Origin of the sequence: Neptuniibacter caesariensis (assembly GCF_000153345.1) — a bacterium.
GTDB classification, from domain to species: domain Bacteria; phylum Pseudomonadota; class Gammaproteobacteria; order Pseudomonadales; family Balneatricaceae; genus Neptuniibacter; species Neptuniibacter caesariensis.
Window position 1 is genome coordinate 448,581 of the sequence record NZ_CH724126.1, and the last position, 21,850, is coordinate 470,430.

The 21,850-nt window shown below is 48.3% G+C and carries 21 protein-coding genes; 14 read left to right on the forward strand and 7 right to left on the reverse strand.

Annotated features, from left to right (window positions below):
- Positions 1-67: 67 nt before the first annotated feature.
- Both MED92_RS11770 and coaD read right to left on the reverse strand, forming a co-directional pair.
- On the reverse strand, positions 68-316 hold the full coding sequence (locus tag MED92_RS11770; protein WP_007021770.1) for a YfhL family 4Fe-4S dicluster ferredoxin: 249 nt from the start codon (positions 314-316) through the stop codon (positions 68-70).
- 32 nt (positions 317-348) lie between these two features.
- On the reverse strand, positions 349-828 hold the full coding sequence (gene coaD / locus MED92_RS11775; RefSeq protein ID WP_007021771.1) for a pantetheine-phosphate adenylyltransferase: 480 nt from the start codon (positions 826-828) through the stop codon (positions 349-351).
- 198 nt (positions 829-1,026) lie between these two features.
- Here coaD and MED92_RS11780 point away from each other — a divergent pair, with 198 nt between their 5' ends.
- Together MED92_RS11780 and MED92_RS18615 are read left to right on the forward strand one after the other, a co-directional pair.
- A complete protein-coding gene (locus tag MED92_RS11780; RefSeq protein ID WP_007021772.1) occupies positions 1,027-2,280 on the forward strand; it encodes a M48 family metallopeptidase in 1,254 nt (417 codons plus the stop codon).
- Positions 2,281-2,383: 103 nt separating this feature from the next.
- Positions 2,384-3,016, forward strand: a complete 633-nt coding sequence (locus MED92_RS18615; protein ID WP_007021773.1) for a TetR family transcriptional regulator — start codon at positions 2,384-2,386, stop codon at positions 3,014-3,016.
- Here the strand turns inward: MED92_RS18615 and rsmD are convergent.
- Positions 3,013-3,627, reverse strand: a complete 615-nt coding sequence (gene rsmD / locus MED92_RS11790) for a 16S rRNA (guanine(966)-N(2))-methyltransferase RsmD (protein WP_007021774.1) — start codon at positions 3,625-3,627, stop codon at positions 3,013-3,015. The two genes, MED92_RS18615 and rsmD, sit on opposite strands and share 4 nt — an antisense overlap.
- A 9-nt stretch (positions 3,628-3,636) precedes the next feature.
- Positions 3,637-4,827: a peptidase M16 family protein gene (locus MED92_RS11795; protein ID WP_007021775.1), complete on the reverse strand. Its 1,191-nt coding sequence runs from the start codon at positions 4,825-4,827 to the stop codon at positions 3,637-3,639.
- Between the two features lie 110 nt (positions 4,828-4,937).
- On the opposite strand from MED92_RS11795, the gene MED92_RS18990 reads away from it, so the two are divergent.
- The 10 genes from MED92_RS18990 to MED92_RS11840 all read left to right on the forward strand — a co-directional run bounded on the left by MED92_RS18990 (position 4,938) and on the right by MED92_RS11840 (position 14,359).
- The gene (locus tag MED92_RS18990; RefSeq protein ID WP_007021776.1) at positions 4,938-5,075 is read left to right on the forward strand and encodes a hypothetical protein; all 138 of its coding nucleotides are present in this window, start codon (positions 4,938-4,940) and stop codon (positions 5,073-5,075) included.
- Between the two features lie 66 nt (positions 5,076-5,141).
- Complete coding sequence (gene ftsY, locus MED92_RS11800; protein WP_007021777.1) at positions 5,142-6,518, forward strand: signal recognition particle-docking protein FtsY; 1,377 nt, start codon at positions 5,142-5,144, stop codon at positions 6,516-6,518.
- Between the two features lie 55 nt (positions 6,519-6,573).
- Positions 6,574-7,233 carry a cell division ATP-binding protein FtsE gene (gene ftsE / locus MED92_RS11805; protein WP_007021778.1) on the forward strand — a complete coding sequence of 220 codons (660 nt, stop codon included), beginning with the start codon at positions 6,574-6,576 and terminating at the stop codon, positions 7,231-7,233.
- Positions 7,226-8,257, forward strand: a complete 1,032-nt coding sequence (ftsX, locus tag MED92_RS11810) for a permease-like cell division protein FtsX (RefSeq protein WP_007021779.1) — start codon at positions 7,226-7,228, stop codon at positions 8,255-8,257. Before ftsE ends, ftsX begins: the two co-directional genes overlap by 8 nt.
- Positions 8,258-8,409: 152 nt before the next feature.
- The gene (gene rpoH / locus MED92_RS11815; RefSeq protein ID WP_007021780.1) at positions 8,410-9,264 is read left to right on the forward strand and encodes an RNA polymerase sigma factor RpoH; all 855 of its coding nucleotides are present in this window, start codon (positions 8,410-8,412) and stop codon (positions 9,262-9,264) included.
- Between the two features lie 119 nt (positions 9,265-9,383).
- Positions 9,384-9,764 (forward strand): DUF423 domain-containing protein, encoded by a 381-nt coding sequence (locus MED92_RS11820; protein ID WP_007021781.1) that lies wholly within the window; start codon positions 9,384-9,386, stop codon positions 9,762-9,764.
- A gap of 4 nt (positions 9,765-9,768) precedes the next feature.
- The gene (gene thiS, locus MED92_RS11825; protein ID WP_007021782.1) at positions 9,769-9,969 is read left to right on the forward strand and encodes a sulfur carrier protein ThiS; all 201 of its coding nucleotides are present in this window, start codon (positions 9,769-9,771) and stop codon (positions 9,967-9,969) included.
- A gap of 66 nt (positions 9,970-10,035) precedes the next feature.
- Positions 10,036-10,830, forward strand: a complete 795-nt coding sequence (locus MED92_RS11830) for a thiazole synthase (protein ID WP_007021783.1) — start codon at positions 10,036-10,038, stop codon at positions 10,828-10,830.
- A 105-nt stretch (positions 10,831-10,935) separates the two neighbouring features.
- The gene (gene trmB, locus MED92_RS11835; RefSeq protein ID WP_007021784.1) at positions 10,936-11,667 is read left to right on the forward strand and encodes a tRNA (guanosine(46)-N7)-methyltransferase TrmB; all 732 of its coding nucleotides are present in this window, start codon (positions 10,936-10,938) and stop codon (positions 11,665-11,667) included.
- A gap of 178 nt (positions 11,668-11,845) precedes the next feature.
- Positions 11,846-14,359: an EAL domain-containing protein gene (locus MED92_RS11840; protein WP_007021785.1), complete on the forward strand. Its 2,514-nt coding sequence runs from the start codon at positions 11,846-11,848 to the stop codon at positions 14,357-14,359.
- Positions 14,360-14,482: 123 nt separating this feature from the next.
- Here MED92_RS11840 and putA read toward each other — a convergent pair whose 3' ends face one another.
- Positions 14,483-18,100, reverse strand: a complete 3,618-nt coding sequence (putA, locus tag MED92_RS11845) for a bifunctional proline dehydrogenase/L-glutamate gamma-semialdehyde dehydrogenase PutA (protein ID WP_007021786.1) — start codon at positions 18,098-18,100, stop codon at positions 14,483-14,485.
- Positions 18,101-18,326: 226 nt separating this feature from the next.
- Complete coding sequence (gene putP, locus MED92_RS11850) at positions 18,327-19,793, reverse strand: sodium/proline symporter PutP (RefSeq protein ID WP_007021788.1); 1,467 nt, start codon at positions 19,791-19,793, stop codon at positions 18,327-18,329.
- 361 nt (positions 19,794-20,154) lie between these two features.
- Here putP and MED92_RS11860 point away from each other — a divergent pair, with 361 nt between their 5' ends.
- Both MED92_RS11860 and MED92_RS11865 read left to right on the forward strand, forming a co-directional pair.
- Positions 20,155-20,616, forward strand: coding sequence for an Lrp/AsnC family transcriptional regulator (locus MED92_RS11860; protein WP_083774936.1), 462 nt, complete (start codon positions 20,155-20,157; stop codon positions 20,614-20,616).
- A 278-nt stretch (positions 20,617-20,894) separates the two neighbouring features.
- Positions 20,895-21,227, forward strand: a complete 333-nt coding sequence (locus tag MED92_RS11865; RefSeq protein WP_007021791.1) for an STAS domain-containing protein — start codon at positions 20,895-20,897, stop codon at positions 21,225-21,227.
- Between the two features lie 101 nt (positions 21,228-21,328).
- Here MED92_RS11865 and MED92_RS11870 read toward each other — a convergent pair.
- The coding region (locus MED92_RS11870; protein WP_007021792.1) for a Spy/CpxP family protein refolding chaperone at positions 21,329-21,850 on the reverse strand (522 nt) is incomplete at its 5' end.

Genomic DNA, 21,850 nt, shown 5'->3' on the forward strand with positions numbered 1-21,850 from the left:
TATGGTGATAGACAGACAATAAAAAAAGCAGGCTGTGAGCCTGCTTTTTTATATTCGAAAACGGAGCTTACTGACCTGTCAGCTGCTTGTACTTGTCCATCAGCTGCGCTTCAGTTTCTTCGTGATCTGGATCTTTAGGGATACAGTCTACTGGGCAAACTTCTACACACTGTGGTGTGTCGTAGTGACCTACACACTCAGTACATTTAGATGGTTCAATCTCATAGATCTCGTCACCCGGGGAGATTGCCTCATTCGGGCACTCCGGCTCACATACGTCGCAGTTGATGCATTCGTCTGTAATGATCAATGCCATGATGGCTACCTCACTGTCATAACATATTTAAATTAATGGCCATGGTGCTCAATCAGGGCCTTATTAACGGCCGGGTGGACAAACTTGCTCACGTCACCACCCAGACTGGATATTTCGCGAATTAACGTGGAGGAAACAAAGGACAGATGTTCCGCCGGTGTTAAGAATATACTCTCTACGTTCGGTGCCAGATGTCGGTTCATCGCTGCGAGCTGAAATTCATACTCGAAGTCAGAAACGGCACGCAGGCCACGTAGAATAATATTAGCGTTCTGTTGCGCTAAAAGCTCAGCTAACAGACAATCAAAGCCTACAATTTCAACGTTATCAAGATGAGCTGTCACTTCAGCTACCAATGCGACGCGTGTTTCTAACGGCAGCATTGGACGTTTCTTTGGGCTTTCTGCTATCGCAACGACTACTTTGTCAAAAAGTTTTGCGGCGCGTTCAATAAGATCCGAGTGACCATTGGTGATCGGATCAAATGTTCCTGGATATACGGCTGTATTCATATGGGGTTCACAGCAGTTAATGTCTAATTAGATCTATATAAATAAGTTCTAATAAATTAGCAAATTCGCAAGTGCGGGATAGTAGCTGAATTGACTGGTGGGTACAAATACAATAATGGAATGTTTTGATTCAAGTCAGTTATAAAAAAATAATTTATTATGACAAAAGACTATATAAGAGATAGGGGTATTAAGCCTATGCCATGGGTTCGTTTTATGGCGCTAATCGCCGTCATTGCTACGGTTTCCGGGTGTCAGACGCTGAAAAAAGTCGATCAGGGTTTGTATCAGGTTGCGGAATCTGTCAGTGAAAAAGACAGGGTGACCGGACAGCGATCATTGAGTATGGCTAACCGTTCTGCGCAAATTCAGCAGGGAAATGCCTATGTTGAAAAGATTATTGCTAATGAAAAAAAGCATAAGCGACCGGTTAATGCTGGGGTCAATCGTGCTCAATATCTGCGCTTAGTGCGTATTTTTGATCGAATTCACAAAGTATCTCATCTGAAAAATGAGCGCTGGGAGCCGATCCTGATCAAACGGGATTCGTTTAATGCTTTCACAACCGGCGGTACTTATATCGTTGTTCATTCTCAATTGATGTATGACCTGAAAGACGATGCCGAGCTGGCGGCGGTTGTCGCCCATGAGATCGCCCACACCGTTGCGAACCATGTTTATGAACGTCAGACCCATGCTCAGATCAGCGCATTAGCGGGATCAAACTCTGCGCGCCGGAGTGGCTATCAGGCTGCCTTTACCCATGAGAGCGAACGTGAGGCTGATCGTATTGGCATCCTGTATTGTGCCCTCGCTGGCTATGATCCGCTTGCAGCAAGCCGTATCTGGCAGCGTAAATATGCAACGCAGGGAAATGCCAGAGCATTATTTCATCACGACCACCCGGTTAATGCCGAGCGTTATAAGGAAGCTAAGGCGGTAGGTGAGGCAGTAAAACCTTATTATCGAAAAGGTGTGGTTAATCCTCGCTCCGCTGCCTTGTTAGATAACAATGTGTTGTGGCGTAAAAATAATAGTCAGACAGCTGCCGGCGAAGGTGGTGGTGTAGCCGCGCTACTTAGTACCGCACTGGGTGCTTATGTGCAGCACCAGGAAGCGAAGGTTGAGGAGCGTCGTCAGCAGCAGCAAGCCAGCTTTGTTAAAGCGGTAGAGTCAGGGTTGAAGCTGGAATCGACACGAAAAGCGAATAATCACCTGCTTGAGACCCGTTGGCGTTATGCTGTCAAAGGGCCCGTACTAAAAGATATGGTGATGGGGATGTATTTAAAACGGAATGGCAAAATTGAGCGTTACGTGGACCACGTGAAGGGATATATCAAACCTGGCCAGGTATTTGCGGCTCGATTCCAGTTGCCTTCCAATTTACGTGTTGATGATCTGAAAAAATATGGCGCACGCTTCTACCTGGATGATGTTGCAGCGGCCAGGTAGGGCATTGATTTCCAATTGATGGCAGAGTTAACCTTTCTGTAACTCATTATTGGAATTGAGTTTATATAATGGACTGCCATCAGTTTAGGGTTATTGGATTAATATGCCTAGAAGGACGAAAGAAGAAGCTGAACAAACGCGCTTGTTGTTATTAGAAACGGCCCTCAAGTTGTTTGCTGAGCGAGGTATTGCTCGCACAAGCTTAAAGGATGTTGCTGCTGAGGCCGGCCTTACACATGGAGCTTTGTACTGGCATTTTAAGAACAGAACTGATCTTGTCGCGGCCCTGTATGACGAGTGTCGTTTCCCTATTGAAGATCTGTTCCTTGATCAGCTTCAGTCAGCTCGCCAGAATGCTTTGGATTCTTTAGGTGGCTTTTTGGAAGACTGGTGTCGCCTGATCCTTTCTGATGAGCGCCTTGGCCAAATTTGGACGGTATTTCATTTCCACCATCGTCATGACCCTGAGCTGCTTGCTCTTGCGCCAACGATTGATGAAGAGCATCAAGCGTGGCTGACGCTGATCGGCAAAATGCTGAAAAAGGCCCGGAAACAGGATCAGATTCCAGCGCTTAGCAAAGGAAAGCGAGACCCGATCCCCGAAGCCGCCTTAGCGTTAGTGGTTGGTATCATTAGTTGCGTGAAAACATCCAATAACTTTTCTAGTAAAAAAAGTCAGATACGCGCTGCTGTGGCCGGTTTCTTGTATGGCCTGGAAAGCGTGAAAGCCGCTTAACTTTCGCGGCTGTATAAACGGTAGCTAACCTGCCCCGCGGTTTTTTCCCGTAGTTGCGTCCAATGAGAGGGCACTTCCGGCGGACCTAGTTCCGATTCGGTTTCCACATAGATTAAGGCATTGTCAGTTAGCAGGTTATGGCTTTCAAGAAGGGCGCAGCAAGGGCGTACCAAATCTTTTCTGAAAGGCGGGTCCATAAAGACCAGGTCGTACTGTGCTGATTGGTCTGTGGGCCTGTTTTCCAGCCATTGCAGTACATCAGCCTGGATCACTTCTCCGTTCTGGCACTTTAGCAGCTGTAAGTTATCTCTTAGCTTGCGGCTGGTGACCGTATTCAGATCAACGAAGGTAGCGCTCTCAGCATCTCGTGATAGTGCCTCTAATCCCAACGCACCGCTGCCGCTGAACATATCCAGGCAATGGGCGCCCGGTACGGCACTCTGAATCCAGTTGAACAGGGTTTCTCTGACCCGATCGGGTGTTGGCCTAAGGCCTTCTTCGGCAATAAATTCCAGCTTACGCCCACGCCATTGACCGGCGATGATTCGTAGCTGTGAGCTGGGTAGCTCTACTTTACCTGACTGGCGGCGAGATGGATTCCGGCGACCCATAATTGTTCCTTAAAGCGAGGGGGACTGAAGAATGCTTATCTGCCCACTAGTTTGCAAGGCTTTATCGGCGATTTCCAGAACCTGATCTTCATCCAGGTCGAGAATTTCCTCGGCGTAGTCTTCAAGTGTATCCGTTGGCAGTTGATAAAAGGCGACCAGATTCAGCGCGCTGACCTGATTGTTAATATCGCGCATGCGGTCATGCCACTGCTGGGCGAGCCGTTCCTGACTTGCTTCAACAAGATCATCGGAAAGGTTTTGGCGCAACTGAGGCAGTAATGGCCCTGGGTTTTGGTTAGCGCTGAGGATAATCGCACTATAGCCGGATGACTCCAGTGCCGACCAGAGCATGCGAAAATCCAGAGCCTTTTGTGCTTTGTACTCTTGTAGTAAATCCTGAATCACTTGAGCCGCAAGGCGTTCGTTGAGAAAGGCTTCTGCACTCCGTGGGGGTAGTGTTCGGCCAAGCAGCAAAGCATAAGATTGTTTACCCTGATCATTACTCAGCTGAAGTGTGGGGGCAGGCAACTCGGGTGTCGACTGGGAAAGCGCACTCTGCGGCAGAGTTTTATCAATACGTTCAGCCATCTCTTCAGCTTCTTCTCCGCTCACAGCATAGCGGGGCGCATTGAATAACGCTGCGTAGCTGTTGCTTAGCTGTTGATCAATTGGTTGATTCTGGAGTGGCTGTAACTGTTGATAAAACTGATTTAATAACGCCTGATCGGTTGATTGGTTATTCAGATAGTCTCGCGCCTGGATATTTTTGATCTCTTTTAACCAATCCCCAGCAATGGCTGGAGACTGAAGGCGGTTCCATATTGCGGCCAGATCAGGAATCGGTTGCTGACTGGCCCAGCGCAAAGTGATTTCGATTCGATCCTGTTTAGGGGTGACCTGATAGCTAAAATCAGGGCTGGCGATCTCCCTTAATCGGCTTTGTAAAATGGTGCTTTTAAGCTGCTGGAGCTGGCGTTGCTGATTGTTAAGCGCGGGTGTTGTTGGCAGCAATAAGCTCAGTGTCGTCGGTTGATCCTCGAGTTCCATCCAGTAGACGGTTTTGTTATCTGAATGGCTTATCTTCTGGTACTCGACAGGTCCAGGTCCCATGGTCGAAAGCACCGCTATCGCAAGCAAACTGAACCACATGAGCACGGTTAATTGTTTGCGATTAAAAAAAGGGCGGTATTCATTTGTCATAAGGGTAGTCTCTGGAACAAATCACTGTGATAAGATACCAGACTTTGCGTAAAGACTGCTGCATTTTCCGTAGTAGATCTTTATTAACGAGCCGGGATCAGGGAGCGAAGATGCCCTCTTTAGTAGATTTATTTATCAGCAAAGGTTGGAACACTGATCTGATCGGTTATGCGGGCATGCTGATTACCGGGCTCGTCCTGATAGGAATATATCGTTACCTAAGTAGTGACGATTCAGAAAATTCATAGTGCAGATTTATTTCAACCAGTGGCAGCGTCAGTTTATGCTGAGCAGCGGCTGTATGAGGAAGCTAAATGTTTAAGAAGTTAAAATCCATGTTCGGTGGTGGCGCTGCTGAAGAAGAGCAGAAACCACAACAGGAAGCCGCGCAACAAGAGCAGGAAGTAGAACCCGCTCCGCCTGCCGAACAACCAACTGTTGCAGACGTGCCTGCCGAAACATCTGCCACTGCGGTAGAAGTAACCTCTGACGCTATTGACGATGCACAGTCGGTGGATGCGCAGGTTGATACTGCAGATGTTGTTGAACCTGCTGAAAAAGAAGAACTGCAGGTAGAAACAGACCATATTGATGCACCTGCTACTGAAAATGAGGCGATTATTGAAACGCCCGTTGTCGACGAGCCTGTTGCTGAAATAGCCGAAGAGCCTGTCGCTGTCGTTGAAGAAGCTGCAGAACCTGCTGTTGAAACGGTTGAAGCCGAAGAAACAGAGGAAATTGTTCAGGAAACGCCAGAGCCGCCGGTTGAAGAGAAAAAGGGTTTCTTTGCGCGCATCAAGTCGGGTTTGAGCAAAACCAAGGCCAATTTAACCGAGCAACTGGGTAACCTTTTCCTGGGTGCGAAAGAGATCGATGAAGATCTGCTTGAAGAGATCGAAACCTTGCTGCTGATGGCCGATGTGGGCGTAGAAGCGACAACAGAAATTATTGGACGACTAACCGATAAAGTTGAACGCAAACAGCTGGGTGATGCTCAGGCACTTCAGGTGGCGCTTAAAGAGGAGTTAGCAGGATTACTGCATCGTTCAGAAGAACCTCTGAATATTCAGTGCGAGAAAAAGCCTTATGTCATTCTCATGGTTGGCGTAAACGGCGTAGGTAAAACCACTACGATCGGTAAGCTGGCTAAACGCTTCCAGAGCGAAGGTAAATCCGTGATGCTGGCGGCCGGCGATACGTTCCGTGCGGCAGCCGTTGAGCAGTTACAGGTGTGGGGCGAGCGAAACAATGTTCCCGTTGTTGCTCAGCATACGGGCGCCGATTCGGCTTCTGTTATTTATGATGCGGTACAGTCAGCCCAGGCGAAGGGCGTTGATGTTCTTATCGCTGATACAGCGGGCCGTTTACAGAACAAAGACAACCTGATGCAAGAGCTGGAAAAGGTGGTACGTGTGACCAAGAAGTTGTCACCGGAAGCACCGCATGAAGTAATGTTGGTTCTGGATGCCGGAACCGGTCAGAATGCCTTGAGCCAGGCGAAGATCTTTAAGGATAGCGTGGGTGTCACAGGTATCTCTTTGACCAAGCTTGATGGCACGGCTAAAGGTGGCGTGATTTTCGCCATTGCGAAACAGATGGATCTGCCGATCCGCTTCATTGGTGTTGGCGAACAAATTGATGATTTGCGGCCGTTTAAGTCGCAGGAGTTTGTCGACGCCCTGTTTGATTAATAGCATGAGTTTTGTCTGCTAAATAGCACCGGTTGTAAGGAATTGACGACCCACTATGATTAGTTTTGAAAACGTCAGTAAACGTTACCCTGAAGGGCATGATGCCCTAAGGGATGTGAACTTTACCCTCAATAGAGGGGAGATGGCGTTTCTAACAGGTCATTCGGGAGCAGGTAAAAGTACCCTGCTGAAGCTGATCATGTTGATGGAGCGTCCGACGCGCGGTCATGTTTCGGTCGCGAATCAGGATCTGGCTCAGTTCAGCCGTGAGGATATTCCTTATCATCGCCGCCGTATTGGGGTGGTATTTCAGAACCATCAGCTCCTTTTTGATCGAACGGTCTTTGATAACGTGGCTTTACCGTTGCAGATCTCCGGTTACGAGCCGGATGATATTGGCAAGCGTGTGCGTGCAGCCCTCGATAAAGTCGGTTTGCTAAGCAAAGAGAAACTTAATCCAATTACCCTCTCTACTGGTGAACAGCAGCGTATTGGTATTGCACGAGCCATTGTGCATAAACCGCAACTGCTACTTGCCGATGAGCCGACAGGTAACCTGGATCCGTCACTTTCTGCTGAAATTATGAGCTTGTTTATGGAGTTTAACCGCCATGGAACCACTGTGCTGATTGCTAGCCATGATTTGGCGTTAATTTCGCGGATGGGACACCGAACGTTGATTCTGGATCAGGGAAGGTTGATGCGCGATGGCTAATCGGGAACCGGTAAAACGTGGCGCAGAACGACATCAACGCCCTCAGGAAGCAGCAGTGCAGCCGGCACCGCAAAGTAAAGGTGCGGCAAAGCATAAAGTTGATCTTGCCGCGCAGAGTAAGAGCTGGATCAGACACCATAAACAAACCGCCAGAGATTCTTTTCAGCGTCTACGCACTACACCGCTGCCAAGCTTGATGACACTGGCGGTACTGGCCATCGCTTTAGCACTACCGGGCCTGATGTTTGTTGGTCTGAAAAATATTCATCAGCTTAGCGGTGAGTGGAAGGGCGATCCAAAAATATCCCTTTATCTGCAGAAAACCTTACCTGATGAAGCGGCTGAGCAGTTTAGTCAAACGATGTTACTCAGAGCGGACCTCGCTGCCGTAGAACTGGTGACTAAAGATCAGGGGTTGCATGAATTTCAGCGGATATCCGGTTTCTCGGATGTGATAGGTTTCTTGAACAAGAACCCGCTACCTGCCGTTGTGGTGGTTCAGCCTGTCGATAACAGTAAAGCGAATCTTGTGAGCTTGCAGACGGAGCTTGGAGCGCTCGCTGAGGTTGATGAAGCGGTTCTGGACATGGTCTGGGTTGAACGGTTAGCGTCTTTTGTTGAGCTGGCCAATCGTGTGGTACTGGTATTAGGTGCATTGCTGGCACTCTCTGTTTTGCTGGTGGTAGGTAATACGATCCGGCTATCGATTGAAAACCGCAAAGATGAAATTCAGGTCGCAAAACTGGTTGGCGCGACGGATTCCTGGGTAAAACGACCTTTTATCTATACCGGCTTCTGGTTTGGCTTAATCGGAGCGCTGGTTGCCTGGTTGTTTGTGCAAATCAGCTTATTGTTAATTCAGGAACCTGTGGGCCAGTTAGCCGCGCTTTATCAGAGTGGTTTTGAACTGCAGGGGCTGGGATTTACCGATAGTCTGATTCTGCTTCTAACCGGAGTTGTGCTTGGTTTGATCGGGGCAAAGCTGGCTGTTGGCCGCCATCTGAAAGAGATCGAGCCTCAGTAACCGGGTAATCATCCTGTCATATTTGCGTTTTATCGTTTTCCTCGTTATATTTTTCGGTCCGTTGTGTTAATGCACGGATTTTCTGTTGAACTTTTGTATTGGTAATTTGTCATATCTGCGACGATTCACAAGCAGAATGATGTGAGGGCTTAATGGGCACTAGCTTACAAGTTGTTGGAAACCTTTCTCCTGGTCAGAACCTGGATGCGTACGTACAGAATGTAACGGCGATTCCAGTGCTGAGTGTTGAAGAGGAACGTTCTCTGGCTGAGCGCCTGCACTTTGACGGAGATGTTGAGGCTGCACGCCAGCTGGTTATGTCTCATCTACGTTTTGTTGTACATGTTGCTAAAACCTACTCGGGTTATGGTCTGCCGTTAGGTGATCTGATCCAGGAAGGTAATGTTGGTCTGATGAAGGCCGTTAAACGCTTTGACCCGACTATGGGTGTACGCCTGGTTTCATTTGCCGTGCACTGGGTAAAAGCGGAGATGCACGAATTTATTCTGCGTAACTGGCGTATTGTTAAAGTTGCGACCACCAAAGCACAGCGTAAGTTGTTCTTTAACCTGCGTTCCAAGAAAAAATCCCTGAGCTGGATGACGAATGATGAAGTCAATGCCATTGCAGAGGATCTGGGCGTAGAAGCAAAAGTCGTTCGTCAGATGGAAGGTCGTATGGCTTCCGTTGATACGGCTTTTGATGCGCCGGAAGGTGCTGATGATGAGCAGGCAGCGTGGGCTCCGGCACATTATCTCGAAGACAAAAGTGCTGATCCGTCTATGCAGCTGGAAGAAGCGAACTGGGAACAGGATTCTCAGCGCCGCCTGATGTCAGCGATGTCTGAACTTGATGAGCGTAGTAAAGATATTCTTGCGCGCCGTTGGTTAACGGATGATAAAGCAACGTTGCATGAGCTGGCCGCTGAATATGGTGTATCTGCAGAGCGAATCCGCCAGTTGGAAAAGAATGCGATGAAGAAAATCAGAGTTTCGATGGAAGCCTGATTTCTACTACGCCTGTAACTAAGAAAACCGCTTCTATAGCGGTTTTTTTGTGCCTGTTAATTGTCGGAATTTTGCGGCTAAATTCGGTATAATCCCAGCTCGTTTTAACAGGGTCTCATATGAGCACGCATCCACTGCTTCTTATTGCTTCGGTTTTTGGCTTCTGCGCTGTAGCGATTGGTGCATTTGGTGCCCACGCGGTGAAAGGGCAGATCGAACCGGCGTTATACGTGGTATACCAGACCGGGGTTGAGTACCATTTCTATCATGCGATTGCCTTGCTCATGCTGGCATTTGCGCCCGAACAACTGGATCGCGTATTGCTTAAACGGGCAGCGATGGGTTTTGTTCTGGGGATTCTGTTGTTTTCAGGCAGCTTGTACCTTATGGCATTAACCGGGATGCGATCGTTAGGTATGGTTACACCCGTGGGTGGGGTTGCTTTCCTTTGTGGATGGGCGCTGTTGGGTTATGCGGCGCTGGCTTCAAACAGGAGATAGATCAATGCAGGTTCAGGTTAACGGTGAGATGCTGCAGGTGCAGGATGGTATCACCCTGACAGGCTTAGTTGAGCAGCTGGAATTGGGCGAGAAACGTATCGCTATCGAGCTCAATCTTGAAATTATTCCGCGCAGTCAGCATGAAGAAACGATCTTGAAAGAATCAGATCGTGTTGAAATAGTGCATGCGATCGGTGGGGGTTAAGCCTAGCGCTTAATCCGCGAATGAGTACAGCCAGAGTAAATAACAACGACTATTTGGAAATACACCATGTCATTAGAAAATGATCCGCTAATTATCGCAGGCCAGTCTTTTAACTCACGTCTGCTTATCGGAACGGGTAAATATAAAGATCTGGAAGAAACGCGTCTGGCGATTGAAGCCAGTGGTGCCGAGATCGTGACCGTTGCTGTACGCCGAACTAATATTGGTCAGAATGCGGATGAGCCAAACCTGCTGGATGTGATCTCGCCTGAGAAATACACCATTCTGCCTAATACTGCGGGCTGTTTTAATGCCGAAGATGCAGTGCGCACCTGTAAGTTAGCGCGCGAACTGATGGATGGTCATGATCTGGTTAAACTGGAAGTGCTGGGTGATCAGAAAACCCTGTATCCAAATGTTGTTGAAACCATCAAAGCCGCAGATGTATTGGTACGTGATGGCTTCAAAGTAATGGTTTATACCAGCGATGACCCTATCGTAGCAAAAGAGCTGGAAGATCTGGGTTGTGTGTCTATTATGCCTTTGGGCTCAATGATCGGTTCCGGTCTGGGTATTCTGAACCCGCATAACATCAATGTGATCATGGAAGACTGTAAAGTTCCGGTTCTGGTTGATGCGGGTGTAGGTACCGCTTCCGAAGCGGCTGTTGCAATGGAGATGGGTTGTGAAGCCGTGTTGATGAACTCAGCAATTGCGGGTGCCCAGAACCCAATCCTGATGGCTTCAGCGATGAAGAAAGCGATTGAAGCGGGTCGTGAAGCCTATCTTGCAGGGCGTATGCCGCGTAAGAAGTACGCGAGTGCTTCTTCGCCGATGGAAGGTACAATCGTAGGTAAGTAAACGAGGAGAAAACTGTCGGTACTAAGGCAGTTTATCCAGATTATTCAGACGCAGTCTGGTCTTAGGATCAGGCTGCTTTGTTTTAACGGTATTAGGTTAATTTAGATGTCAGAAGATAACAGCATCGAACAACAAAACCCTGAGCAGAGCGGTGAACAAAAGCATATGCGCACCGTGAAAAGTTTTGTGCTGCGAGCCGGTCGTATGACCGAAGGCCAGCAGAAAGCGATGGAGGCAGTCTGGCCAGAGATGGGTCTGGAATTGCAGCAGGGGATGCTGGATCTTAATGAGGTATTTGGCCGTGAAGCGCCTGTTGTTCTCGAAATCGGTTTTGGGATGGGCGATTCTTTGGTTGAAATGGCTAAAGATCAGCCTGAGAAAAACTATATCGGAATCGAGGTTCACCGCCCAGGCGTTGGCCGTTTACTGAGTAACGCTGAAAAATCTGAATTAAGTAATGTTCGGGTTTTCTGTGATGATGCTATTGAGGTTTTAGCTCAGTGTATCCCGGATGGTTCACTCAGCTGCATTCAGCTGTTCTTCCCGGATCCATGGCATAAGAAGCGTCACCATAAGCGTCGTATTGTTCAGCCTGAATTTGCCCAGACGTTGCGCAAGAAGCTCAAAGTTGGTGGTGTTTTCCATATGGCGACAGACTGGGAGAACTATGCTGAGCACATGATGGAAGTGATGAGCGAGGCTGATGGTTATCAGAATGTGGCGGGAGACGGTCAGTACTCACCGCAGCCAGAGTGGCGTCCGGTCACTAAGTTCCAGAAACGTGGCGAGCGTTTGGGGCACGGTGTATGGGATTTGATGTTTGAAAAAACTGCTTAATCAGTAAGTTATCTAATTTTAAACGGCACCTTCGGGTGCCGTTTTTTGTTACTAAATAACAATGATCCTTGTTTAGTTACTTCTCAGAAGTGCTCATGTTTACTAAGTATTAATACTGTTTAACTGTTTGAAAATGATTCTGTATGATAGAGAGATAATGATAAGAACGTAAACTGACATGATAGATAGTCCCTACAAACAAAAGCCGCTTTTGGTGCGTCAGGCCGCTCATCAGGATCTGGTTACCTGTCGCCCTGATGAAAGCATGGAGCAAGCCGTCCGCTTGATGGCCACCTATAAAATAGGTTGTGTCGTTATCTGCGAATCGGATCGGCCTCTGGGCATTGTGACTCGACGCGATGTGATGCGCTTAACCGTTGAAGGGGCAAGCTTTGCTGAAGTTCAGTTAAATGAGGTTATGACCCAGCCGGTTAAAACCGTTTCCATTACTGAAACTATTGATGATGCCGGGCTACGTTTTATCGCTGAAGGGGTACGACACCTCGTTGTTGTTGATGAAAACGGCGCCCTATTTGGCATCCTTTCTGAGACGGATGTCGTCAACAGTCAGGGTGTTGAACATGATCTTTTCTTACGTTCTGTTTCCGAAGTTATCAACAAAGATACTTTAATCCTGCCTGAAACCGAGACCGTGCGGGTTGCCGCAGAAAGGCTTAAAACAACGGGCCAGACCGCCGCGCTGATCTCTGATGGTGAGCAGATCAAAGGGATCCTGACCGAAAATGACCTGATGGTCTGCCTGGCCAGTAACGACCTGGATAAGCCGATTGCTGAATTCTCTGCGGGTGAGTTAATCACCGTGGAATCCAGTATCAGCTTATACAATGCGCGCAGAACTTTCCGTCAGCATGGTTTCCATCACTTAGGTGTTAAGAACCATGATGAGCAGGTTATTGGCCTGGTCTCATATGGGGATATCCTGCGTAACGTTGAGATGGATTATGTCTATCGTCTCAAAGAGTTACTTCATGAGCGCGATCGAGCCTTAGCGCTGTCCCAGCATAATCTTAAATTGGCCGATAAAGTGATCGAAGCGTCAATGGAAGCGATCGTTGTCACAGATCTCCAGGCGCGTATTCAACGGGTGAACCCTGCGTTCACCGAAATTACCGGTTATGAGGAGTGGGAAGTGTTGGGTAAAAATCCCAACCTTCTGAGCTCAGGGCGACATGATGCGCTGTTCTATCAGAAAATGTGGGCCTCGTTGCAAGAGACAGGTACCTGGCAGGGTGAAATCTGGAATAAGCGTAAAGATGGCACTATCTACCCTGAATGGCTGACAATCACAGCAGTCGAAGATGAGGCAGGGCAGATCTGTCAGTACGCTTCGATCTTTTCCGATCTGACCGAGATTAAAAAGTCCGAGGCACGTATCAAGCGTTTGGCTTATTTTGACGAATTAACGCGTCTGCCAAACCGTAAGTTATTCAATGACCGTTTACATCTGTCTCTGGGTTATGCACAGGAGCATGGGCATAAGGCTGCACTGGCATTTCTGGATCTGGATTTCTTCCAGCGGGTTAATGATCGTTTCGGGTTAGATGCGGGTGACCAGGTACTGAGAGAGGTGGGTCGGCGTATCGAGAATGTACTCTGTGAAGGTGATACGGTAGCCCGCTTTGGTGGTGATTCCTTTAATATGATTCTCACCGATGTGGAAGACGATCAGGCAGTCAGTGAGTATCTGACCCGTCTTCTGGAGGTTGTGAATCAGCCTATTATGGTGGCGGGTTCGGATATTAATCTGACTGTTAGTATAGGGGTGAGTTTCTTCCCGTCGGATGCAACGGATGCCGAGGATCTGTTCCAGTGTGCTGAAGCTGCAGTTAAGCAGGCTAAAGATTTTGGACGAAACAGTTACCGTTTCTTCTCATCTGAACAGCACCGTCTGGTGCAATCCCGCTACCGGATGTCTGGTGATCTTCATCGTGCTATAGAGACGGATCAGTTTCAGCTTTACTACCAGCCTAAGGTCGATCTGCAAAGGCAGACGGTAGGCGCAGAGGCTCTGATTCGCTGGTCGCATCCGGAACTTGGTTTTATTCCACCGGGTGAGTTTATTCCTTTAGCAGAAGATCTGGGCTTTATTGACCAAATTGGCCACTATGTCCTTTGTGAAGCCGTCAGGCAGGCTAAAGAGTGGTATGACCAGGGTCTATCGGTTCAAGTCGCGATTAATGTCTCGGCTAAACAGATGCAGCGCCGTGATATGGCTGAAGAGGTATTGCAGGTAGTTGAACAATACAGCTGCCCGCCTCACTTACTGGCTGTAGAGCTAACAGAAACCAGCTTCCTGCACTGTCTGGATGAAACCCGGGCAACCATCAAGAAATTGCGTGATGCCGGGATCTCAATTGCTATCGATGATTTTGGAACGGGGTTCTCCAGCCTGAGTTATATCCGCAATATCGATATGGATGTGTTAAAAATCGATCGTAGTTTCCTGATCAATATTGAAAACTCCGATGTTGATCGCACCATCGTCTCTTCGATCATTGAGATGAGTCAGGCGATGGGCCTACAAGTGGTGGCTGAAGGGATCGAGACAGAGACCCAGTTTGCCATGCTAAAAGCGTTGAACTGTGACCAGATTCAGGGGTACCTGATTGCTCGTCCTATGCCTGCTGAAAACTTCAGTGACTGGTTTAAGGCCCAGCTGAAAGAGTCTTAGAATTGAGAGGGTAAAAAATCCCCGGGGCTGAATGGCGGTCGCCCCGGGGTAAAGATCTTCGAATTTCGCCCATGAACCAAAAATCGAAGTAAGTGGAGTGGTACTCGCTCGAACCTGCGGGGCTTAGCCCGCAGTAGCGATTAGGCTGGCATTACCTCCAGCCGCAGTGGTATCTATACAAAGGTGGCGCTCCATAACAAAACGCTCAGGCTGATCTAGTTCTGTAATCAGTGGTAGTAATGCTCCCTCACGTGCTGCCAGGGCCTGACGAATAGTTTTCAGAACATCATGACTCGCGTTACAGCTAACCGCAGCAAATCCATGCGCTTCAGTGATCGCCTCTGCTGTGAGTTGGCCGACCATTCCCTGAACCGGTAGTTTAGCGTCAGCACACTGTTTCAGAAGGTCAGCAATGCCCTGAGCAATAATCACCACCGCATTACCTTGGAACAGTGCTGTTGCCGCTTGTTTTACTGCGCTCTCAGCGTCCGGACCCAGGCAGAGCACAACGCCGCGCCCTGTTTCGGAGAGCAGATTGAGTTCACCTGTTGGGCCAGGCATCTCAGTGGCTTCGGTTACTGGTTTTGGTAGTTCGGAAGCTATCCCTGCAAAAACTTTTTGCAGTTGTTCCGGATCGGCTTTTAGCCCCTGAGTTGTCAGATCCAACTGCTGAATCAGTTGCTCAAGGGTTTCTGTATTAACGCTCTGTCCTGAAGGTGCGTCTGTACCCTGGCTGATAGCCGAACGGGTAAAGCGTTTCACATAGTGCGGACCACCTGCTTTAGGGCCGGTACCAGAAAGGCCTTCACCGCCAAATGGTTGTGAGCCTACGATTGCTCCAATCTGGTTACGGTTAACGTAAATGTTGCCGACTTTTATCTGGTTAATAATGCGCTCTACCCGGTTATCCACACGGGTATGCAGGCCGAACGTCAGGCCGTAGCCTTTACTGTTGATCGAATCAACCACCTGATCCAGATCTTTTGCAGCAAAGGTTGCAACATGAAGCACCGGGCCAAAGATCTCTTCTTCGATCTCTTCTATTCCCTCGACCTTGAGTACCGTAGGTGCAACAAAAGTGCCTCCTTCAGGCGTGTTGAGCTTCTTCAGCAGCTTTCCTTTTGCTGCAAATTTTTCGCAGTGCGCTTCGATTTTAGCTTGTGCGTTACTATCGATAACCGGGCCAATATCAGTGCTGAGCAACCACGGATTGCCCATGCGTAGTTCATCCATTGCGCCATAAAGCATCTCGAGTAGGTTGTCTGCGATGTCTTCCTGTACGTAAAGTACGCGTAGCGCTGAGCAGCGCTGGCCTGCACTCTGGAATGAAGACATCAGAACGTCGCGAACCACTTGTTCAGGCAGTGCTGTCGAATCGACAATCATCGCATTCATACCACCGGTTTCAGCAACCAAAGGTGCATCCGGAGCCATGTTCTCAGCCATCACTTTATTGATTCGCTGTGCTGTCAAAGTTGAGCCGGTAAAGCAAACCGCTGAGATACGAGGGTCTGAGGTCAGTGGAGCACCCACATTGATACCCGATCCAGGTAGCAGCTGAATAACATCATTTGGAATACCCGCTTCATGCATCAGTGCAACCGCTCGGGCAGCCATCAGAGGCGTCTGGTCGGCAGGTTTAGCAATCACCGTATTACCTGACGCCAGCCCCGCCAATACCTGGCCTGCAAATATCGCCAGAGGGAAGTTCCATGGGGATATGCAGGTGATGACGCCACGCGCTTCAGACTCGGCATGTTTTTCAGCTTCGTTAGCGTAGTAGCGTGCGAAGTCGACTGCTTCACGAATTTCGCCTACAGCGTCGAGAAGCGTTTTACCCGCTTCACGGCTCGCCAGGGCAAACAGCTCAGGTGCATTCGCTTCAAATAGGTCGGCCACACGACGCAGACAAGCTGCACGTTCACTCGGTGCTGTTTTGGACCAGCGCTGGAAACCGAGTTCAGCTGCTGCAATGGCGCTTTCAATATCAGCAGGGTTCGCTTCGGTCACCATGCCGACCAGATCTTCTGGATTAGCAGGGTTGCGAACTTCACTGGTATCAGAACTGGTTGCATCGCCTGCGATCATTGGCTTGGCGTGCCACTGTGTTGTCTGGAAGGCTTCTCGAGCGGGTTCCAGCTGTTCCAGTGTGACATGATCAGTAATGTCCCAGCCTTTTGCGTTCAGGCGTTTGTCACCAAAGATCTCTGCAGGCTTAGGGATATAGTTGTTACTGATCTGGTCCTGGCTTTCAAGAACCTGGCTAAATGGGTCCTTAGCAATCTCTTCCGGCGTAATGCGGGTATCTACTATCTGATTCACAAAGGAGCTGTTAGCGCCGTTTTCAAGTAAACGACGAACCAGATAAGCCAGTAGGTCACGGTGCGCACCGACAGGGGCGTAAATACGGCAGCGCGTGTTATTTGATTTTAGTACAGTGTCATGCAGAGATTCACCCATACCGTGTAGGCGCTGAAACTCAAAGTTATCCACATTATGCTTTTTAGCCATAAACAGGATCGCAGCGGCCGAGTGGGCGTTATGTGTAGCGAACTGTGGATAGATTCGGTCGGTCATCTGCATCAGCTTTTCAGCGCAGCACATGTAAGACAGATCTGAATTAACTTTACGGGTGAAGACTGGGAAACCATCAAGGCCGAGTACCTGGGCGCGTTTAATTTCTGCATCCCAGTAGGCGCCTTTAACCAGGCGTACCATAATGCGACGATCCAGTCGCTGAGCAGTCGCATAGAGCCAGTCTAGTACGTGGGCTGCGCGTGGGCCGAAAGCCTGTACAACGATGCCGAAACCATCCCAGTCTGCTAAACGCTTATCTGCCAGAACGGCTTCGATCACATCCAGAGACAGGTCCAGACGGTCCGCTTCTTCAGCGTCGATATTAAAGCCCATGTTGGCATCTTTAGCCTGAAGAGCGAGTGTGAGTGTACGGTCAACCAGTTCCTGCATGACACGGGTTTTCTGGCCGAGCTCATAACGCGCATGTAGGGCTGACAGTTTTACCGAGATGCCTGGGTTTGTACGGATATCATTACTGGTGCAAGCAGGTGTTAGCTCACTGATCGCTTGCGAATAGGCCTGGTGATAGCGAATAGCGTCGGCATCGGTTCGGGCCGCTTCGCCAAGCATGTCGTAGGAATAACTGTAGCCTTGTTTTTCCAGCTTCTTGGCGCGCTTAGTCGCTTCATTGATATCCCGTCCAAGAACAAATTGGCGTCCCAGCTCTTTCATAGCCTGAGCGACTGCGGTGCGGACAACGGGTTCACCCAGGCGTTTGATCATACCCTTAACGGTAGAGCCGATACCTTTGGCTTCGTCATCCTTAAGCAGCTTGCCTGTAATCAATAGTGCCCAGGTTGAGCTGTTAACTAGTGATGATGCTGACTGCCCCAAGTGACCTTTCCAGTTTCCTGATACGACCTTATCTTCGATTAGCGCATCAATGGTCAGGCTGTCAGGTACGCGAAGCAGGGCCTCTGCAAGGCACATGAGCGCCACGCCTTCTTTAGTCGTCAGGCCGTACTCAGCGAGGAATTTTTCCATCATGGATGGAGAGCTTTCAGATCGAACTTTACGAACCAGGTCTGCGGCACTTGCAGAAATGGACTGACGTTCTGTTTCGTCTAAACCAGAATTATTAATCAGGCCGGTAATGACGGCTGCTTCGTCTGCCAGATAGCTATTACGAATAGCGTGACGGCTTTGTTCGATTGTGATGCTCATAATCTTCCACCTCTTATATTATCTAGTTATTCTACAAGCGCTAAAAAAGACGTTTTGACTGTAAATAGTAAAAATGAGGATTTTTGGACTTTATTTTTAGCTTTTGCTGGTTTTATTGGTTTGTTTTTGCTGTTTTTGAAGACTTTGTTTTTGGTGGGTTTAGGCGTAAAAAAGCCCCGGATGCAGTGCAGCCGGGGCTTTTAAATCTGTGCTTTATCGAGGTTGTTTAGCTTTTAACTTCAGCTTCTACATCTTCAAAACGTTTTTGAATGGATGCAGAAGGAGCAGGCGTCACTTTTGAAACAACGATGATAGCGATGAAGGCAAAGATGATACCTGGGATGATTTCGTAAAGATCGAACCAGCCACCTGAAAGCTGTTTCCATACCACAACGGTAACGCCACCGGTAATGATACCTGCCAAAGCGCCACCTTTCGTCATGCTCTTCCAGTATAAGGACATAATCAGCGCCGGGCCGAAGGCAGCACCAAAACCTGCCCATGCATAAGATACAAGCTCCAGAACTTTAGAGTCTTTATCCATTGCCAGGAAGGTAGCGATCAGCGCGATAACAATGACTGCGATACGACCAACGCGTACCAGTTGCTCTTGAGTCGCTTCTTTATTGAATAGGGCTTTGTAGAAATCTTCAGCCAGCGCAGAAGAGGAAACCAGCAACTGGGAGTCCGCTGTACTCATAACCGCAGCGAGAATAGCTGCTAGCAGAATGCCCGCAATTGCAGGGTGGAACAGCGCATCTACCATCACCATGAATACTTTTTCATTATCGCCAAGGCCTTCTGGTAGGTAACCAATGGCTGCCAGACCGATCAGGCAGGCACCTGCCATAGAGATGGCGCTCCAGATTACCGCAATACGGCGCGCTGCAGGCACAGCATCTTTGGATTTGATACCTTTGAAACGCGCTAAAATATGTGGCTGACCAAAGTAACCCATACCCCAACCCAGCAGCGACAATGTGCCGATCAGCGTGATGCTCTTACCATCAGCATCGGTAAACATGTTCAGCAGTTCAGGATTCTTTGCCTCTACGGCAGCGAGAGTACCGCTCAGACCGCCAATTTCACCCATTGCGATCAGAGGTACCAAAATCAAAGCGCCTACCATCAACAGGCCCTGTACCACATCAGTCCAGGATACTGCCAGGAAGCCACCGAACAAGGTGTAGGAGATCACCGCAGCAGCGCCGATAAGAACGGCCATGGTGTAGTCAAAACCGAATACGGTTTCAAATAGTTTTCCGCCCGCTACCAGACCGGAGCTGGTGTAGAACAGGAAAAAGATCAGTACGAATACTGCCGAAATAACGCGGAGACTATGGCTGTGATCTTCAAAGCGCTTCTCGAAGAAAGCAGGAAGTGTCAGCGCATCGTCAGCTCGCTGTGAATAAACGCGCAGTCGCTGTGCGACCAGAAGCCAGTTCAGCCAAGTACCAACCAGCAGTCCACCTGCTAGCCAGAATGAGCCGTATCCAGCAGCCATTGCGTAACCTGGCAGGCCCATCAGCAGCCAGCCACTCATATCTGAAGCGCCAGCGCTCAACGCACTTGGGATCGGCCCAAGGTTACGCCCACCAAGAACGTAATCGGACAGATCCTGAGTGCGACGATAGGCAACAACGCCGATTGCCAGCATTAGAATCAGATACAGGATAAATGTCAGGGTTACCATTCAGAAACCTCATTTTTGTTGATTATGCTTATTATCGTTCCATCCTTCGTTACACCCTCCTGCGCCATGCTGCAGTTGTTTTTACCTTCACTGATTTTTACGGCTTTGGCATAACGAGCGAAAGCTTACCGATATTTGGCTGGTTAAAAGCTCTGTATTTGGTGTTTTCTTGGTCAATTTGCTTTTTTTGAGGCTGAATCGAGGAGGATTGTTCTTTTTAGCTGTTTTGATAGGTTTAACCGTGCTGTTTTTTGTGCAAGGTCGTGCTATTTAGTTGTGTTTTTCTTGCTAGATAAGGACGAATTCACTATATTTTTGGCGTACTTTAAGTTCTTTTGACTTTATGGGTTTTGGGGGGTTCATGGATAATTTAGATAAGCTAGACATGGCTATATTGCGTGAGTTGCAAAAAGATGGTCGTGTTACCGTCACTGAATTAGCGTCCCGCGTGGGTCTCTCAAAAACGCCATGCCAGGTACGTATGAAGCGTCTTGAAGAGCTGGGTTATATCATGGGATATACCGCGTTAATTGATCAGAAGAAGCTGGGTTCTAAGCATGTCGCTTTTGTTCAGGTTACTATGCTTGATACCAAAACAAAGGCGTTGCAGGCATTTAATGATGCGGTACGAGCGATACCGGAAATTGAGCAATGCCATATGATTGCAGCTAACTTTGATTATCTGCTCAAAGTGAGAACATCAGATATTGAGAGTTATCGCGAGGTGCTGGGAGAGAAAATATCAAATCTGCCCTTTGTGAAACAGACCAGCACTTTTGTGGTGATGGAAGATGTAAAAGACGTTGCTTCTAAGCTAATTTAGAAAGTTGTCACTAGAGTAACAATAAAGTATGGGGCTACCACTCTCTGTAAAGTTCGGATATTGCTCCGGCAGCCAGAATTCCGCCAACAGACAAGCCTACGATTAACCCTACACCGACTATTAATAGCAAAGCGCTCATAGATTTTCCTTTTAGGTATATGCTTTGTATATACATAATGTAGTCTGAAATTTAATTTCCGCAAGTTATCTCATTATTTTTAAAGGTTTTGTTGTTAAGTGAACTATGCTTGAGGGGCAGTTAGTGTTCTGGAGGCGTTATGCAACCCATCGGCATCTTCACAGAACAGCAAGCTAACAGTGTCACTTTTAGCTTGCCACATAGCTTTACTGAGGCAAATTATGATCAATTGATCTGTGCTGTGGAGCCTTTTCTACAAGGTTATGAGCGCTTTGTAATTGACCTTAGCCATACTGATAGAATTGATACCGTTGTGCTCGGTTGTTTTCTGGTACTGAAAGAGAAGATCCAGGCCAGCAAGGGAGAAGTCGTCTTATTGAACCCTCATGGAATGACAATGCAGATGCTTGAGAGGGCAAACTTCTCGCAGCTTTTTCAGGTGGAGTATTCTGATCTTAGCTACGACATATAAAAAAGCCCGCCGTGGGGGCGGGCAAATGAGCCTGATGAACAAGTGCTCAATGACAATAAAAGGGGGAGTCTTAAGCACTCTGAATTAAATTAGCCAGAACATTAATCGCACTTTCCTTTTCCGTGACGGCCACGGTGTTCACCGTCACCAAAACGCTTATCCATTTTTTCCTGCATCTCTGATTTGAGCGCAACAAACTTTGTTTCCTGCTCAGGTGTGAGAATGTCGTAAAGCTTCTGCTGTTGTTCTGCTTTTGCGACGACCATCGCTTTTGCTTGTTCCTGTGCCTTTAGAACCAGGCTATCTAGCTTGCTCTGATAATCGGCAGCATTTGGGTCGAGTTGCATTAACTGTTGGCGAATCTCTTTACGAGCTTGCCACTGCGCTTGCATTCCCTCTTTCTTTCCTGCCATCTGTTCTTTTAACTGTGCGGTTTGTTCTTCGGAAAGGTCTAGCTTGCTGGCAAGACGATCCATCTTGCGTTCCATATGATCAAAACCGTCTTTAGCGTAGGCTGCTGTCATCCCTAAACCAGAAACGGTGATAACTGCGGCTGCGATTCCTGCAATAAGTTTAGTACGCATCTTTGTATCTCCTGCGTTGTGTCCGTTGATGTTGTGTAG